We start from the raw sequence: 16,398 nt of genomic DNA on the forward strand, positions 1-16,398 counted from the left end.
AAGATGCGTCGGTGAACTCCGGCGCCGGGCCTCGGGCAGACACTGCACCGGACCGGTACGCGGACGCAGATCAAGTATCACGGTGGCCAAGACGACCGCACGCGCGGTTCGGCGACTTGTTCAACCTGGTGTCACACCCGGACTACCTATGGATGCATGGACGGTGGTGGACGCAACAAGGGGCTCGCACCGCTGGGATCGATGGTGTGACTGTGCACCAGATCGAACAGCGTGCGAGGTCCTGCGTTCTTGTCCGAGATCGCTGCGACTATCGAAGACGGCTCGTATCGGCCCGCGGTGCGGCGGTGTTCATTCCAAGCCGGGTGGAAGTCTCGCCGCTGGGGATCCCACCGTGACGACCGGTGTGCAGCAGTCGTTGAAGATGGTGCTGGAACCGATCTTTGAGCCGACTTCTTGCCGGTCTCCTACGGTTTTCGGCCAAGCGCGAGCTCATGACGCGGTCGCTGAGATCCATTACTACGCACACGCGGGTACCAGTGGTGCTCGATGCTGACATCGAAGGATGCTTCGACCACATCGACCACGGCACTACTCGCACGGGTGCGGGCACGGATCTCGGACAAAAAGACCGTGGCATTGGTACGTGCGTTCCTCAAGCCGGAGTGCTCAATGAACTCGGCGTCAGGACGACACCGATGCCGGAACGCTCAGGCGGATCATCTCACCGCTGCTGGCCAATATCGCGTTGTCCGCGTTGGACGAGGCGGTGATGGCTCCGTGGCAGCCGGGGCGACCAAGCCACGCAGTGGGCCGTCGCAAACGGGTGCGCCACGGATGGGCAACTGGCGGATCGTGCGCTATGCCGACGATTTCGTCATCATGTCCAACGGCAGCAGAGATGACGTTGTCGCCTTGAGAGAACAAGTCGCCGAGGTGCTCGGCGGTTGGGCCTGCGGCTATCTGAGGCAAGACCCGTATCACGCACCTTGAGCAGGGATCGACTTCTCGGCTTCCACCTCCAGTGGAGGCAACGTCGGGGAGCGGCAAGTGGTACTGCATGACCTTCATCGCCGATAAGGCGTTCGGTCGATCAAGCAGACCATCCGCCGGTTGATCCCACGCCGGTCACCCCGGCCTTTGGCAGCAGTAATTTTCGAGGTCAACGCGGCGCTGCGTGGTTGGACGTACTACTTCCGCCACGCGCTGGCCGGGCGACGATTCTCCTTCCTGCGGTACTTTACGTGGCGAAGGTTCGTTGCCTGGCAGCGAGAGCAGCGGCGCTGGAACTGGTCGAAGGTCAAACGATGGCTGCGCCGTCCCGACGGCAGCTGGAACACCATCACGGCCCCCGGCGCGGTCCTGTTCGATCCGACGAAAGTGCGGATCGAGCGCTACTGGTACCGCGGACGAAGATCCCAGTCCCTACGACCCGAGCATGGCCGCCTGACCGGCACCATCGTCGTGGAGAGCCCGTTGCGCTGAAAGGCGCACGGCGGGTTCGCGGGAGGCCCGGGAAACGGAGCAGCAGCAATGCTGCACCGCGTCCCGGCCCACCCAACACCTTGCATTTCGAGACCGATGCCGGCGACGGATTCCGCGAACCAGGATTCTCCAAGAACGACGGCTGGACCCACAAATCACCTCGGGTTGCTCACCGACGCATCCGGCCTGCCACTGTCGGTGACGGCATTCGAGGCAATCGAGCCGAGACCGCCACGATGCTGCCGTGATCAACGCCTTCAAGCCACCACCACCTCTCCGATGTGACCGTGGTCGCCGACGCGGCATGATCTCCGAAGCCAACCAGGTCGCCCTGCACGCCGCCGGGCTGACCTACATCCTCGCGCGAGGATTCCATTGCTGCCCGGTGTGGTCGGTGAATGGCGCGACAACCACCGCGACGAGGCGATCCCGACGGACTGGTACTCACTCAACCGTGGCGGCCAGCACCAGCGAGAAGGCCGCGGATCCCGACCGGATGATCCACTACCAATACCGCACGACCGGCACGACGCACGCTCCGTGGGATCGATGAACAGGTCGCCAAAGCCCAGCGTGCCGTCGACGGCACGCCGCGGTCAAGCGCAACCGGTTCATCAAGCTGTCCGGGCGACCAAACGCGTCAACCGTGAACTGGAAGCCAAGGCCCGCGCCTGGCCGGATGGAAGGGCTATACACCAACCTCACCGGTCAGCCCGCCTCGTTCGTCATCGACGCCTACCACCAGTTGTGGCGCATCGAGAAAGCTTTCCGGATGTCCAAGCACGACCTGCAGGCCGCCCGATCTACCACCGCACCGCGAGTCCATCGAAGCTCACCTGAGCGTCGTGTTCGCCGCCATGGCCGTCTCACACTGGATCGAGCACCAAATGTCCGTGGCCATGAAAAAGTACCGAGCTGAAGAACCGCGGGTGGCGACATCTTCTTCCTGGTCTGCGATGGGCTCAAAGGCTTACCGCAATCGTGGGCGCGTGTTCCCCGACACTGTGGTCCAGACGTGTGTCATCCATCCGTTGAGACGCTCTGGTTCCGGTGGAGGCTCGGCTATTGGATTTCGACCAGGGTTGGTCGGTCCGTTTCGGAGCGTAGAAGATGGCTTCGAACTCTGTGGGCGGTAGGTCGTTGAGGTAGCCGTGCAGACGCGCTGTGTTGTGCCAGTGCACCCAGCTCAGGGTGGCCAGTTCGACATCCTCGACGGTCTTCCAGGGGCGGTGCGGGCCGGCCCGTAGATCAGCTCGGACTTGTAGTATCCGTTCACCGTCTCCGCGAGGCGTTATCGAAGCTGTCCCGACGGATCCGATGGAGGGCACCGCACCGATCTCGGCGAGGCGTTCACCGTAGCGAACGGACGTGAATTGCGATCCGGCGTCGGAGTGACATGTCAAACCGGCAACGTATTTCCGCGTGACCAGCGGCCATCTCAATCGCGTCGAGCACCATCGTGGTCCGCATGTTCGACGCGACCCGCCAGCCGACGATCATCCGACTGAACGCGTCGGTGATGAAGCAGACGTACGCCACGCCGGCCCAGGTCGGAACGTAGGTCAGGTCGGTGACCCACAACTGGTTGGGGCAGTCGCGGTGAAGTTGCGCTTGACCAGATCGGGATGCCGCCCAGCGCCGGGTCAGCCTTGTGGTGCGGACCCGTTTGCCGCGACACACCCCTTCGATGCCGGCGGCCCGCATCAGCCGGCCACCTGATCGCGGCCCACATCGTGACCGGCCGGCGTGCCGTTTTCCACAGCTTGTGCGCCCGTAGACGCAGTAGTTGTCCTTCCACAACCCGACCAGGCCGGACCCAGCACGGCGTCACGGCGGGCCCGCTGCGACGGACCGCGGACTTGGCCGCGTAGTAGGTGCTCGGAGCCACCGACACCCTGCTGATCGCAGGACGGTGCAGATGGGCTCGACCCGAACTCCTCGCGGTTGTCGTCGATGAAGTCGACTATTTCTTGTGTTGGCGTCGAGCTCCGCCCGAAGAAACTGGCCGCTCGCTTCAGAATCGCGTTGGCGCGCTTGAGTTCTCGGTTCTCTTGCTCGAGTTCCTTGACCCGCGCCGACTCTGCGGTCGATACCCCTGGAGCTAATCCTTCATCGATATCTGCCTGGCGCACCCACATCCGTACCGACTCGACGCCGTAGCCGAGCTGGCGGGCTACCGTTGCACGGTTCCCTGCTCGTACCCAGTTCGGCGCGCAACGTCCGCACCATCCGCACCGCGGCGGCCTTCTCTTCCGGACTGTATCGGCGTGTCGTCGGCTTCCCTGGCGACTGTTCTTTCGGCATACCTGCATCCTCGTTTCCAAGGTCAGGAGCCTCCAGCATTTCCAGGGCGATTCACTTCTTCGTCTCCAGCCGGGGCAACAGGATGGTCTACCAAACGGTGCACGCAGTGTTCCGAAACCTCTGTGACGGCGCCGGAATCGGTGCGGATGCACCGTCGCGGCCACGGATTCACGACCTGCGCCACACCTTCGCCATCCGCACCCTGATCGGCTGGTACTACGCCGGAGAAGACGTCGAGGCACGGCTACCGGTGCTATCGACCTACCTGGGTCATCGGGATCCGCGCTGGACCTACTGGTATCTGTCGGCCGCCCCCGAACTGTTGGCGTTGGCGGCCGCGCGCCTGGAAGCCGCCACATCAGGAGGCTCCGATGAGCCTCATCGCGCCGACGCTGCAGACGTTCTTCACCGACCGGCTCATCACACAGCGCCACGTCAGTCCACGCACCATCGCGTCCTACCGCGACTCCCTGCGGCTACTGGTCGGATTCGCCCAGGAACGCACCGGCAAAGCGCCCTCCCAGCTGGAGTGGACCGACCTCGACGCCGAGCTGATCGCAGCGTTCCTCGACCACCTCGAACACACTCGGCACAACAGCGCACGCACCCGAAACCTCCGACTGACCGCGATCCGCTCGCTCTTCGGGTTCGCTGCACTGCGCCACCCCGAGCACGCCGAGGTGATCCAGCGGGTCCTGGCTATACCGGCCAAACGATTCGACCACCAACTCATCACCTTCCTCACCCCGACCGAAATCGACGCCCTCATCGACGCACCCGACACCGATCGATGGAAGGCCGCCGAGACCGTGCACTGCTGCTGTTGGCGACCCAGACCGGGCTGCGGGTCTCCGAACTGACCGGCCTCAACTGCGATGACGTCACCTTCGGAGCCGGATCCAGCGTTCGCTGCCTGGGCAAAGGACGAAAACGCCGCGCCGTTCCCCTGACCACGACAACCCAAGCAGTGCTACGCATTTGGCTCACCGAGCGTGGTCACGCGCCCGATCGACCCCTACTTCCGACCCGGACGGGACGTCGCCTCAGCACCGATGCAATCGAACGACTCGTCCGATTGCATGCGATCACCGCCGCGCGAACGTGCCCACGATCCGCCCAGACAAACTACACCCACACGTTCTGCGGCACACCTGCGCAATGTCACTGCTGCGAGCCGGAATCGACACCGCCGTCATCGCCCTATGGCTCGGCCACGCCGACATCCGATCAACCGGCATCTACCTGCACACCGACCTCACCATCAAACAGCGTGCACTCGACGCGATGACCACGGCCTCGATAAAACCCGGTCGCTACCACCCACGCGACAAGCTGCTCGCGTTCCTGGAAAGCCTCTAACTATGCCGACAGCAACGGCATGCATAAGATCGAACTGACCACCACCCCAACACGTTCCAGAAGCGCATGCCTACAACAGTCGGCATAGTTACGGGTCGGCATAGGTCGATTTATCCCGATGTCGGATAAATCGACGAGGTTGGCTACATCCCCTTCGAGCAGGACGCGGCCAACCTGTTCTTCCAGCTCGTCTCCAGCCGCTACGAACACGCCTCGCTGATCTTGACCTCCAACCTGCCTTTCGCCAAAGCGCACTTGTTCGCGCGAACCTGTGCGGAAGTGGCGTCGAAACGTGACACGTTCGCACTTATCAGGGTTCAGCGAGATGGTCGGGCAGTCGGCCATCGTCGAGGTGATCGGCGAGGTAGATCATCGCTCCTTCGGGTCTCATCCCGAACGCTGCCGCGACGAGTTTCGGGTCGATCGTATTGACCAGGTCGGCCAGTCGGGTCGTGCGCAGCATCTTGGCCGGCAGGCCGCACGGATCGAGCAGATGACTCATGTAGGCCTCGGACGCTGCTCGCCGGTCGGCCTTGGTACCGCGGGTGACGATCACATGCGGGTTGTTGGTGCGCAAGGTGTCGCGGTGATGGAGGCTGCGTTGCAGAGCGGTCCAGCTGACCGGGTCCAGCGGCACCCGGTGGGGGCGCTTGCCGAGGTGGATCGAGCGATCACTCGCGTCGATATGGTCGACCTCCAGCAGGCGCAGCTCACGGCTGGAGACACCGTGCAATATGGCGAGGAGCCCGAAGAGGGCCTCGTGCGGATGCGCCGCGGGGTCGGCGCTCCAGCGGCGAAACAGCGCGCGCTGTTGCGTGATGGCGAGGGTGCGGCCACGAAATCCCCTGTACCGCTTGGCCGACATGCCTCGCGTCGGGTCGACGAGCACCACGCGGCGATTGCGGGCGAACCGGAAGAACTGGCCCAACACAGTCAGACGTCGAGCTCGGTTGTTCGGCAACTCAGCGAGGAACGCCTCAATATCGGCGACGTCCACGAGTGCCCAATCCCGCTTGCCGCGTTGGGTATCGAGGAAGCAGGCCAGATCGCGCACAATTGCCAACGCCGACTCGATGGTGCGGTCGGCGCGGGGCCGGGTGCCCGCACGCCGAGCCCGATCGCGAGCGCGCAGCATCGACTCGGCGAAGGCCGCGACAGCGGCGCGCATCCCGGCTGGTGCGCCGTCGATCCGCTTCTTGCGCCGTCCGGAGGCGAGCCGCTGGTCCTGGTCGGTGGCCATCGCCAGGCCGCGCTGGGTGAAGAACGTCTCCAGGGCACGCGCCAGTGACCCCATCGACCGGCCAGGTCGGCGGGCCCGCTCGAGCACGCTCTGCGGGTGGTTAGGGTGCTCGTCCTCGAGCAGCCGAGACAACGTAGTGATCAGCACGCAGGAGCGAGCGGGCAGTGGTGAGCGGCCAGATACGCGACGAAATCTTCAAGCCAGTCCGGCGGTTCGGCGAGCCGAGCAGCGAGCGTCTCGCCGCGCACGAACGGCCGGTCCGGTGGCGCTGCCAGCATCGCCCGCACATACCGCGCCCGGCGTGGCGACGCAACTCGCCGCAGCTCGCACAGATGCGGGCGGATCCTTTGACGGGCCGGGACGAGAGCACGAGCCACACCACCCAGTCGTTTCCCGCAGATAGCCCGGCTTCCCGCAACGCGGGCACGGCGACTTCGCGGCGGCGAGCTCGGCCCGCTTCCGGCACGGCCGGCACACCGTCTCACCGCGGAACCGGATCGGCCCGCCGCATTCGCGGCAGCGGCGCGAGCACAGCACGCACCGGCCCGTCTGCGACAGCAGCATCCGGTCCCGACCGCAGCCCGGGCATCGCGCCTTGGCCACCTGCGCCCGTAACCGGCGGGTGCACCGGCAACAGTGCTCGCGGCCGATGTATCCCACCGGCGCACCGCAGTCGACGCAGTCTCGTTGCCGTTTCCCCATCAGCCCCAACCCGTTCCGAAATCTGCGTGGGTTTACATCGGCGGCATCGACCGGCCCGCGCAGTGGCCGTCTTCGGCTCCGACGCGACCGGCCGCGGAGGGACCACGAGCCGTTCGACCGGGGTGGTGTCGACCTCGAACAGGTCGTCCGGGGTGCAGTCCAGCGCGGTGCACAACGCGATCAGCGTTGAGAGCTTGATCTGGCTGGGCTCCTTGGTCAACAGCGCCGACACCGACGCCGCCGACAACTCCAGACCCGCTCGCTCGGCCAACAGCCGCCGCAGCTCGGTGCCGGTCCACACCTCGCGCTGGGCCGCGGCCATCCGCAGCCGCCATCGAATCTTCATGCCGTCCCGTCCTCTCCGCTCAACTCGGCCAGCGTCGAGGTGACCGCACGCCGGTAGGCGTCCTCGATGAACGTGGCCGACGGACGCACATACCGCATGGTCGAACTCACCGTCCAATGACCCAAAAGCTGTTGAATCGCAACCAGATCCACACCACGCTCGTAGTTGTGGGTGGCGCACGCGCGGCGCAGCGCGTGCGGGCTGAACCGCTCGGTAGCCGGTCGGCCCTCCAGCTCCATCAGATACCGCAACCGGTTGCGGATCGTGCCACGATGCAATGGGCCGCCGGACTCGTCGGCGAACAGCACCGGCGAGTTCGGGAACTTCGGGCGCACATCGGCCAGGAACCAGCGCAACAGCACGTCCAGCCCGTCCAGCATCGGCACCCACCGCGGCCGGGACCGGACATGTGGGCGGCCTTGCCGAACCGCACGTGCAACTTGCCGAACGGTCCACGATCGAAATGCACATCCGGAATCTCCAGCAGCGCAGACTCTTCCGACCGCAGGCCAGCGTGATACAGGGTCCGGAACATCGCGTAGTCCCGCGCGGCCGGACCGTACTTGCGGGCGGTGGCGATCCTCGACTTCAGGAACTCGAAGAACTCGCTCACCCGCTGCGGGATCGGCGGCGCCGCGACCGCCGGCGAGTCGTCGCCCACGTGCCGGGAGGCGTTGAACTCGTCCACCGGGCACACCAGCCGCGCCCGAACGCGGCCTCGATCTCGGCCGCCTTCCGGGTCTGCAGGAACCGATGGAACCCCTTGAAGATCTGCACATACTCACGCCGCGTCGACGCCGCCCGCCCCGCCACCGCCAGTTCACCGACCACCCGATCGATGTCCTCACTGGTGACCTCCCACGCCGGACGCCCCAGCGCCGCCAACGTCCGCTCCAACAGCCCAACATCGTTGTCGATCGTCACCAGGCTGAATCCTCGGCATGCCACGACGCCACGAACGCATCGACGCATTCACGTTGAAACACAACAGGATCCGCGGCAACAGGCTCGACCGGTGCGACGCCACCGGGAATCAGCCGCAGACCCTCCACTAGCCGCACACCTTCTTCCCGCCTAACTAGTTAAGGCGGCACCTAACATATCGCGACCATGGCTTGAAGATCTGTAAGACACGCAGACCAGTCGAAAGCCCAGCTAGCAGCAGAAATCAGACACAACGAACATGTGCCAGCTCCAGTTCGCTGGGGCGATGTCTTTGGTGACCAGGTCGTCGCGGCGGCGATGATCGACCGCATCGTTCACCACGCCGAGGTGCTGACCCTCAAAGGCTCCAGCTACCGCCTCAAAGACACCGGAATCGACACCCTGCCCTCCGCGCGGGCAGACAACACGGCACAATAACCACGACCACGTGGCCTACTTTTCGACCGTCGCCACCGGCCTACGTTTCGACCGTCGTCAACAGGGTTGCCAGTGCGCGACGAGGACTTCGTAGGCCCGTTCGGCCTGTTCGACGATTGCGTTCTCTTCGTTGCGGCGTTGCTTGCTGTTATAGGCCGCGCCGGGTTGGCGGTGGTTCCCGCGCCGTGATGGCGCCCCAGCGCCAGCTCAAGCTTGCGGCGCTTGTGGGTGACCAGACCTGGTCGGGCGAAGGCGTAGTCCTCGTCCTTGGTGACCAGGTGCCAGGCCAGCACCGTCATCTTGCGGGCGGTGGCCACGATCGCGGTCTGAAAGCCGCGTCGGGCCTTGATGCGTTGATAGAACGCCCGCAAAGGCCCGGGTGCGCGACTGGCCGACCAGGCCGCCTCGACCAGCACACCGCGGACGTGGGCGCGGCCGGCTTTGCTGATCCGGCCGTGCACCGGTAAGGAGTTTCCGGATTGGCGTACCTTCGGGTTGAGCCCGACGTAGGCCACTAACTTGTCGGGATCGTCGAACCGGGAGAAGTCACCCACGGCGGCCACGATCGAGAGCCCGGCGATCGCGTCGACGCCGGGGATGGTCATCAACCGGGCCACGACAGGGTCGGTGAGGGCTTCTTCGGCCAACTCTTTGTCGACCAGGGCGAGTTCGCGGGCGTGGAAGTCCAACTGCCGCAACAACGCTTGCACGCTAGCCTGCTCGTCTTCGGGGAGCGGCTGACGTGCGAGCCAGTGTCGGCCGGTCTTACCGAACAGATCCGACACCGGCGGCGTCGGCGCGAGATTGCGTGCCAGGATCGAGTGGACCTGGTTCTTCAGCCGTGTGCGTTGACGCACCACATGCGCACGGCGCATCACCTGGCGGCGCAGACTGCGCGTGCGGTCATCGGGCAGCCACACCGGCGGGAGGAAGTCCGCCGCCAGCAGCTGCGCCAAGATCCGCGCATCGACCTTGTCGGTCTTGGCCTTCGCCTCGGCGATCGCTCGCGTCTTGGACGGGTTCGACACCACCACCCGGCCCACCAGCGGTGCCAGCAGAGTCGCGATCGCGTCACTGTTGCCGGTGGCCTCCAACGCCACCTCGTCATCCGATCGCAGTTCAGACGCCCACGCCCGCAACGCTTCTGGCGTAACACCTATCTTTCCCTCGTCACGGACAATCCCGTCCTCAAGCACCGCCAGCTGCGCGAACTCACGGTGCACGTCCATCCCGATATACCGAGTCACCTCGATTCCCCTTCTTCCTGGATTTCACTTGGAGGGGAACCGCTGGGACGGAACGCACACCTACGGATACGCGCTCACAGCGCAGCCGGACAAGTCGCAGGGGCGGCCAACTACTAACACGGGCTCGCAGCCCATCGAGCAAGAACGGCCTGCCCATACGTGTTCCCCAAAGGCCCCTGTTCCGGACGGTCGCACCGTACGCCCAGCACGCTGACCAGGCAAGACAGAACACCACGCGGGCCCTCACCCCATTTCATGGGTACCAACGCGATCGAATCGCTCAACGCCCGCTACCGCCGCGCGATCAAGGCTCGGGGGCACTTCCCGTCCCAGCAGGCCGCGCTCAAATGCCTGTACCTGGTGACACGATCGCTGGACCCGACCGGTGCCGGCAGGGCACGATGGACGATGCGGTGGAAGCCCGCACTCAACGCGTTCGCAATCACCTTCAGCGGCCGGATCACTCCGACTGGCAACTAACCAATGCCAGGATCAGATCCACCGTCTATCGGACAGTCCCGACGGGTGTTAGCCGACCACCAAATTCGTCACCGGAACCCGGCTTTGAGGCGATCGATGACTACCTCGGGCTTCTCCACCATCATGAAATGCCCAGCATCCTGGATGAGTTCCATGGTGTAGTTCGAATAATAGTTCGGAACCTGATGAACGAGCGATGACGGAACGACGGGATCGCCCACGCCCCAGAGCATGGTCACGGGAAGTTCGCTTACCGTCCGGTCGAGGTCCGTCCACAGATCGCTCGTTACCGAGAGGTTTGACCGGTAATAGTTGAACCCGCCGTGGACATTGTTCGGTTTCATACAGTTGTCCACGTGTATGTCCAGCTCGTCCTGTGTTAGCAAAGGCGCGTGGTACGACCGAGCATGTCCCGAGTCTCGTGGATTCTTGGTGACGATCCATGGTGAACTCTAGGCGGCGGCACCGACAGCTTCGGTACCGGCGGCGGTTTTGGGGTGGGCGTGTCGATGTAGGGCAGCTACGAGCTGGGGCATCTGCTTGTGGCCCTTGATGCGGCGGAAGGCTCGCTCGGCGTTGAGCATGCCGGCTGCGGTCCAGCGCAGCACCATCTGCCCGTCGCGCCAGCGGGTGACGTTTCGGTTGGTGGTGCGCGCGATCGAGATCATCGACTCGACTGGGTTGGAGGTTGTCAGTGTTTTGGCGAGCCGGCCGTCGATGCCCAGACGGGCGACGGTGAACATCTCGTCCAGCCCCTCGGGATAGTTCTTCTCCAGTTGCGCAGCAAGGCTTTTGGCATTGGCTAGCCCGGTGTGGGGGTCAGGGTGGCCGAACGCCTTGACCAGCTTGGCATCCACCCAGGCCTGCTCCTTATCGGGCAGGTGATCGGCGACATTCCTACGCTTGTGCAGGGTGCATCGTTGGATCGCAGCCTTGGCGCCGAACACCTCACGCACCGCGGCGGCCAATGCCTTGGCCCCGTCGCAGACAACCAGCAGTCCGTCATCGAAGCGCAGGCCACGCTCAACGAGATCGGCCAACAGCGAGCACACCACCGTCTTGTTCTCGGTGGAGCCGTCCCACAACCCGACCGGCTTCTTCGTGCCGTCGGCGGTGATCGCCAGCGCCACCACCACGCACCGGCCAGCCATATGCTCCCCGTCGAGCATGAGCACCTTGATGTCCTCGCCGGCCAAGTCGCGGCTCATCAACTCGGCCAGCGCGGTCTCGGTCTGCTTGACGAATCGACGCGAGATCGCCGACTTCGAAGTGGATTTCTGTGTGCCGCTGACTTTTTCGCCGACCGGCTCGGCGGTGCGGGCGTGCCGGCGAGTGGCCACCCCGGCGGCCATCCGCTCCATCACCACCTGAGTCAGCAGGTCGTCAGCAGCGAAGTGGGCGTAGCTGGTCAACGGCACCTCATGGCCCTCGACGGTGCGTGCCCGCGGCCGCTCGACCGGCACCCGGCGACCGCCAAGAGTCACCGATCCCTTCTCGGCGCCATGGCGCACCGCGGCGCGATCCGGGTTGTGCTTGCCCTTGGGTCCGGCAATCTCGGTGATCTCGGCCTCAAACATCGCGGCCATCACCGCCATCCCGGCGGCCACGCTCATCGCCATCAGCCCTTCGCGCGCGGCATCGGCGATATCGGTCATCGCCAGCGCGATCTCCTCCGGCAACTCGGGCAGAGCGGCAGCATCGATCGTGTCAGCGAGACGAACAGTAGGTACGGTCTTCATGGCGGTCCCTTACTCCTTCTTCGAGGTGTACTTGGCGGTTCACCCGAAGACCTACCATCAGGCAGGCCTCAGGTGAGGGACCGTCACCTCAAATTCCACGAAGAACGGGACAACCTCGTACGACCAGTGATCGAAGAAGTGCTTGAAGTAAATCCGGCAAGCCTCGCGGCTTGAAGTAACGAGTTCGACTGACATATCTGTCTGATGGAACTGCGAATACCACGACTCTGCGATGTGCGGGAAGCCAAGATAGAAGGGTCCGAAATCCGGGGTAATGGGATCGAAGATCGCCGCCTTGACAACCCTGTCGGGATACTTTCGGATGAACTTGTGAACGACGATTGCACTGTAGTCGTGTCCGACGACATACGCTTGATCGATTCCCAATGCGTTCAGCAACCCTGCTTGGTCGTCGGCGACCCGTTCCAGCGAGTACTGCGCCAGGTCGGACAAGTCGGGCTTCTCTGAGTCGCCGAACCCACGCAAGTCCGGAACGATTACATCGAAGCGCTCCGAAAGCGGTCCGATGACCTTGCTCCATTCCCACCAGAATCCGGGCCAGCCGTGCAGCAGCAACAGCGTGGGCCCGGCCCCCTCGCGCACGTAATGAATCTTCACATCTGAGAGCTGTACCTCATGATGCGTGAAGTGCTCGGGGCGCCTAATCGTCATTTGCTGACCTTGGTGTTGTGGGGGTGATTGAGGTTCCCCCGAAATGTGGACAGGGGGCTATGCGGCTTTGGTGGCCGCGTCCAATGACTGTTCGTGGGCGATGGGGCTGAGCATTCCGATCACCGAGGAACACGTGCTGTCGGGCAGTGCCATGTCCGGAAGATGCAGGTCCAGGTAACACCACGTCGGGATGTTCCGATGCGGCGAGCGCGACGCCATCAGTCGAGGTACGCCCCCCTGGGCACATCTGCACGCGCGGCGCGCCTTCCACCACCAAGTGCACGAACGGATGATCGTTCGACCACCATCACACGTACCGACCCGTCATGGGCACCCACCACACCTGCAGTGGCGGCGTACGGGCGCGGGTCGCTGTGACCTCGCCGGTGAGGGACCATGTTTCCACGGTAACCCCACGCGTTCCCGACCACCGTCACCCGTAGCGATCGCGAACCTCCGATCGGAGGTGTTCGCCCGCAGATCCGCGTGTGATGCTGGTCTCAACGCGACGGTGGTCGGCACCGGCGTCACAACCCAACGGGAGCGATATATGACTGCATCGGTCACCACACAGCACGAGAAAATCAAGTCGTTCGATTGGGAGCCGAGTTACTTTCATCGCGACGCGCTGTATCCGACGAAGTACAAAATTCCGCCGAAGACCAAGGACCCGTTCCGCACTCTGGTCCGTGAGTACGTCGGGATGGAGGAGGAGAAGGACGACCGGCAGTACGGTGCGCTCGAGGATGCGTTGAGCCGGATGAACAACTCCGGGCAGGCCGAGCCCCGCTTTATGGAGGTCATGAAGCCGGCGCTGGCGTTGGTCGACTTCGCCGAGTACGCCGCGATGAAGTGCACTGCGATGCTGGTTGACACGGTGGAGAATCCGGAGCTGCGCCAGGGGTTCCTCGCGCAGATGATCGACGAGGTGCGCCACACCAATCAGGAGGCGTACCTGATGCGGTACTTCGCCAAGCACGCTCCAGACCCGGCTGGGTTCAATTCGGGATTTCAGATGCGCGCCTTCGACCCGATCGGTCGAGCGGGGCGGGCGGTGTTCGAAGCCTTCATGAACGACGATCCGATTGCCAATGCGTTGAATCTGCAGGTCGTCGCCGAGACTGCGTACACCAATCCGCTGTTTGTGGCGTTAACCGAGGTGGCCGCCGCCAACGGAGACCAGGCGACCCCGTCGGTGTTCCTGTCGGTCCAGTCCGACGAGGCGCGGCACATGGCCAATGGCTACTCGACGCTGGCCGCTGTGCTGAGTGAGCCGGACAACCTGCCGATGCTCCAAGAGGACTTCGACACGGCGTTCTGGCGTCAGCACGCCTTCCTGGACAATTTCCAGGGCTCGACTTACGACTACTTTTCGAAGGTTCGGCTGAAGTCGTATAAGGAGTACTGGGACGAGTGGATCTGGGACGATTGGGCCGGAAGCTACATCGAGCGGTTGGAACCATTCGGCCTGAAGGTGCCGCGTTGGATCCATGATGCGAAGCGGCATGTGGAATGGGGCGGGCATTCCGCAGCGATGGTGTCCGCGGCGCTGTGGCCGGTACACGCTTGGCGATCGGATTACATGGTCGACGAGGACTTCGCTTTTCTGGAGGAAAAATATCCGGGCTGGGAAGAGCATTTCGGCGGATTCTGGACGGCGTACCGCGAGATGGGTGACCCGCGCAAGGGCCACCTGGCGTTGGAGCTGTTCCCCGCGATGCCACCGATCTGTCGGACCTGCCAGATGCCGTGCGTGTTCCCGCGCCCGGACATCAACGAGGTCCGGTTGTCGGTCGACGCGGCCGGTCAACGTCATGCGTTCTGCTCGGAGGCCTGCCAGCACATCTTCAAGCAGGCCCCGCAGCGTCACACCGGGATGACCTGGTGGGAGGTCAACGACGGGATCGAGCTGGCCCGCTACATCGAGGACGCCGGCCTGCTGCGCGACGATGGCCGGACTCTAATGGGTCAGCCCCATCTGCACACCGAGGAACGGTGGTTGTGGACGATCGACGACATCCGGCGCACCGGATTCGTCATCCAGGATCCGCTCAAGGCATTGCCCGCCGACGCGTTCAGCGAGATCTGATGAGCGCCGAACTGATATCGGACGGTGTGGAGGCCGAGATGGTGGGAGAGGGCTTTTACTCGGCTCGGGATCTGACCTACATCCGCCCGCAGAAGCGTCGACTCTCCGAGTACGAGGCGGTCATCTGCAACGCGCAACCGGACCTCGGCCAGTTCGATTCCGGTGGCTGGTATCTGCTGAGGCCCGACGGCTTGGGCTGCCAGGATGCCCGGACCACGGCGCTGGGGCATCCGAACTGGTTCGAGTACCGCGACCCGTCCGGTCTGTGGCAGCGTCCTTACATCAAGCTGCAGGCCCAGCAGGAACGGTCCATCGAAGGGGCAATCACCTCGGCGAAGGTCAACGGCGCATTCGGGGACATCGCGCCAGAGTGGCTTGATCTCGTGGCGCGCTATTACGAAGCGTTGGCGTCGTTTCAGTGGGGGATGTTCAAGGCGCACGCATTCGTCACCCGGGAAGCGTTGTCGGACACCCTGTCGATGACCTATACCTTCAGCGGGATGGATCGGCTGCGTCACCAGCAGGACATCGCGCTGTATAGTCTGGATCTGCACGAGCACGCGTCCGGCTACACCGAGGGCGCCGGTGCCGAGGCCTGGCTCAATGATCCGGCCTGCCAGGGGGCACGCCGGCTGGTGGAGAGGCTGCTCTCGCTGCACGACTGGGGTGAAATGATTCTGATGACGAACCTGGTGGTGGAGCCTCTGTGCACCGCCTTGATCGGCAGCGAGTTCTTTCGACGCCTAGCGCCGCTGCACGGGGATGTGGTGATCCCGGTGATCGAGATGACTGCGGAAGCGGACCGGCGTCGCAACCGGGCAGCGACACAGGCTTTGGTCAAGATGCTCATCGCCGATACGGACCGTGCCGGTCATCCCGTTCCGGCCGCACGCAACCGTGAACTCATCCAGGGCTGGGTCGACTCGTGGTATCCGGATGCGCTGGCGGCTGTCGACGCATTCCTGCCTGTCTTCGACGCAGCTCCCGCGGGATCAGTGTCGGGAGAATGCGCCCGCCAGCGTGTCGTCGACACGACCGCGGACATCCTCGAGTTGGCCGGTCTACGTGTTCCTGCGGCGGTGACGTCGTGAGCGACACCCAGTCCCACGGCCGCAGAACGATCGGACTCGTCCTGATGAAAAGCGAAGAGGCCCAGGCGACCGTGCATTACGTGAACGAAGAATGCCCCCAGATTCGAGTGCAGGATCGCGGCACGTTCTTCCTGCTCGAGACCGAGGCGACGATACGCATCCCGCTGGCTGAGGTCGAGGAATACCTGGGCAAACCGTTGACGATGGCTCGGTTCCTGGTGAGCATGTCCAGTTACTACGGTCGGGCGCACGTCGAAGACGATGCGTTCGTGGTAAGTGCCGACATGTCTCAGCTCGAACCGGCGAAGTTCTGATTGGAGGGCA

At 64.1% G+C, this 16,398-nt stretch carries 8 protein-coding genes, 12 pseudogenes and 1 other annotated feature; of the genes and pseudogenes, 12 read left to right on the forward strand and 8 right to left on the reverse strand.

The window, feature by feature from the left end; genetic code table 11:
• Window positions 1–795: 795 nt before the first annotated feature.
• The 4 genes and pseudogenes from BTO20_RS40965 to BTO20_RS41530 all read left to right on the forward strand — a co-directional run.
• Window positions 796–951 (forward strand): hypothetical protein, encoded by a 156-nt coding sequence (locus BTO20_RS40965; RefSeq protein ID WP_232491390.1) that lies wholly within the window; start codon window positions 796–798, stop codon window positions 949–951.
• A gap of 147 nt (window positions 952–1,098) precedes the next feature.
• Window positions 1,099–1,443, forward strand: coding sequence for a group II intron maturase-specific domain-containing protein (locus BTO20_RS40970; RefSeq protein ID WP_232491391.1), 345 nt, complete (start codon window positions 1,099–1,101; stop codon window positions 1,441–1,443).
• A gap of 74 nt (window positions 1,444–1,517) precedes the next feature.
• Window positions 1,518–2,354: pseudogene (locus BTO20_RS38135) on the forward strand (IS1634 family transposase); the annotation flags it as partial.
• Window positions 2,353–2,480, forward strand: a pseudogene (locus tag BTO20_RS41530) (transposase); the annotation flags it as partial. The pseudogenes BTO20_RS38135 and BTO20_RS41530, both read left to right, overlap by 2 nt.
• A gap of 42 nt (window positions 2,481–2,522) precedes the next feature.
• Here the strand turns inward: BTO20_RS41530 and BTO20_RS38140 are convergent.
• A pseudogene (locus tag BTO20_RS38140) lies at window positions 2,523–3,747 on the reverse strand (IS3 family transposase); the annotation flags it as partial.
• Window positions 3,323–3,450 (reverse strand) — a sequence feature (AL1L pseudoknot). Its footprint overlaps the pseudogene before it by 128 nt.
• 49 nt (window positions 3,748–3,796) lie before the next feature.
• On the opposite strand from BTO20_RS38140, the pseudogene BTO20_RS40975 reads away from it, so the two are divergent.
• From BTO20_RS40975 to BTO20_RS40075, 3 pseudogenes are all read left to right on the forward strand, one after another.
• A pseudogene (locus BTO20_RS40975) lies at window positions 3,797–4,048 on the forward strand (tyrosine-type recombinase/integrase); the annotation flags it as partial.
• Window positions 4,049–4,118: 70 nt separating this feature from the next.
• Window positions 4,119–5,106 (forward strand): annotated as a pseudogene (locus BTO20_RS38150) (tyrosine-type recombinase/integrase).
• A gap of 129 nt (window positions 5,107–5,235) precedes the next feature.
• Window positions 5,236–5,355 (forward strand): annotated as a pseudogene (locus BTO20_RS40075) (ATP-binding protein); the annotation flags it as partial.
• Between the two features lie 61 nt (window positions 5,356–5,416).
• Here the strand turns inward: BTO20_RS40075 and BTO20_RS38160 are convergent.
• The 3 pseudogenes from BTO20_RS38160 to BTO20_RS38170 all read right to left on the reverse strand — a co-directional run bounded on the left by BTO20_RS38160 (window position 5,417) and on the right by BTO20_RS38170 (window position 8,455).
• Window positions 5,417–7,048 (reverse strand): annotated as a pseudogene (locus BTO20_RS38160) (tyrosine-type recombinase/integrase).
• 32 nt (window positions 7,049–7,080) lie between these two features.
• Window positions 7,081–7,394 (reverse strand): annotated as a pseudogene (locus tag BTO20_RS38165) (helix-turn-helix domain-containing protein).
• Window positions 7,391–8,455: pseudogene (locus BTO20_RS38170) on the reverse strand (tyrosine-type recombinase/integrase). Before BTO20_RS38170 ends, BTO20_RS38165 begins: the two co-directional pseudogenes overlap by 4 nt.
• Window positions 8,456–8,594: 139 nt before the next feature.
• On the opposite strand from BTO20_RS38170, the pseudogene BTO20_RS38175 reads away from it, so the two are divergent.
• Window positions 8,595–8,756 (forward strand): annotated as a pseudogene (locus BTO20_RS38175) (ATP-binding protein); the annotation flags it as partial.
• Between the two features lie 57 nt (window positions 8,757–8,813).
• On the opposite strand, the pseudogene BTO20_RS38180 reads toward BTO20_RS38175, so the two are convergent.
• Window positions 8,814–9,985 (reverse strand): annotated as a pseudogene (locus BTO20_RS38180) (IS110 family RNA-guided transposase).
• A 279-nt stretch (window positions 9,986–10,264) separates the two neighbouring features.
• Between BTO20_RS38180 and BTO20_RS38185 the strand changes: the two are divergent.
• Window positions 10,265–10,483: pseudogene (locus tag BTO20_RS38185) on the forward strand (transposase); the annotation flags it as partial.
• Window positions 10,484–10,551: 68 nt separating this feature from the next.
• On the opposite strand, the gene BTO20_RS38190 reads toward BTO20_RS38185, so the two are convergent.
• From BTO20_RS38190 to BTO20_RS38200, 3 genes are all read right to left on the reverse strand, one after another.
• On the reverse strand, window positions 10,552–10,827 hold the full coding sequence (locus tag BTO20_RS38190; RefSeq protein ID WP_087083737.1) for an alpha/beta fold hydrolase: 276 nt from the start codon (window positions 10,825–10,827) through the stop codon (window positions 10,552–10,554).
• A 108-nt stretch (window positions 10,828–10,935) separates the two neighbouring features.
• The gene (locus BTO20_RS38195) at window positions 10,936–12,222 is read right to left on the reverse strand and encodes an IS256 family transposase (protein ID WP_087083739.1); all 1,287 of its coding nucleotides are present in this window, start codon (window positions 12,220–12,222) and stop codon (window positions 10,936–10,938) included.
• Window positions 12,223–12,279: 57 nt separating this feature from the next.
• Window positions 12,280–12,894, reverse strand: a complete 615-nt coding sequence (locus tag BTO20_RS38200) for an alpha/beta fold hydrolase (protein WP_087083741.1) — start codon at window positions 12,892–12,894, stop codon at window positions 12,280–12,282.
• A 550-nt stretch (window positions 12,895–13,444) separates the two neighbouring features.
• Here BTO20_RS38200 and BTO20_RS38210 point away from each other — a divergent pair.
• The 3 genes from BTO20_RS38210 to BTO20_RS38220 are packed head-to-tail and all read left to right on the forward strand — an operon-like array spanning window position 13,445 to window position 16,388.
• Window positions 13,445–14,983 (forward strand): aromatic/alkene/methane monooxygenase hydroxylase/oxygenase subunit alpha, encoded by a 1,539-nt coding sequence (locus tag BTO20_RS38210; RefSeq protein WP_087083743.1) that lies wholly within the window; start codon window positions 13,445–13,447, stop codon window positions 14,981–14,983.
• On the forward strand, window positions 14,983–16,074 hold the full coding sequence (locus BTO20_RS38215) for an aromatic/alkene monooxygenase hydroxylase subunit beta (protein ID WP_087083745.1): 1,092 nt from the start codon (window positions 14,983–14,985) through the stop codon (window positions 16,072–16,074). Before BTO20_RS38210 ends, BTO20_RS38215 begins: the two co-directional genes overlap by 1 nt.
• The gene (locus BTO20_RS38220; RefSeq protein WP_087083747.1) at window positions 16,071–16,388 is read left to right on the forward strand and encodes an MmoB/DmpM family protein; all 318 of its coding nucleotides are present in this window, start codon (window positions 16,071–16,073) and stop codon (window positions 16,386–16,388) included. The genes BTO20_RS38215 and BTO20_RS38220 overlap by 4 nt, the downstream gene beginning before the upstream one ends.
• Window positions 16,389–16,398 lie beyond the last annotated feature (10 nt).

It is taken from the genome of Mycobacterium dioxanotrophicus (assembly GCF_002157835.1).
Classification (GTDB): Bacteria; Actinomycetota; Actinomycetes; order Mycobacteriales; family Mycobacteriaceae; genus Mycobacterium; species Mycobacterium dioxanotrophicus.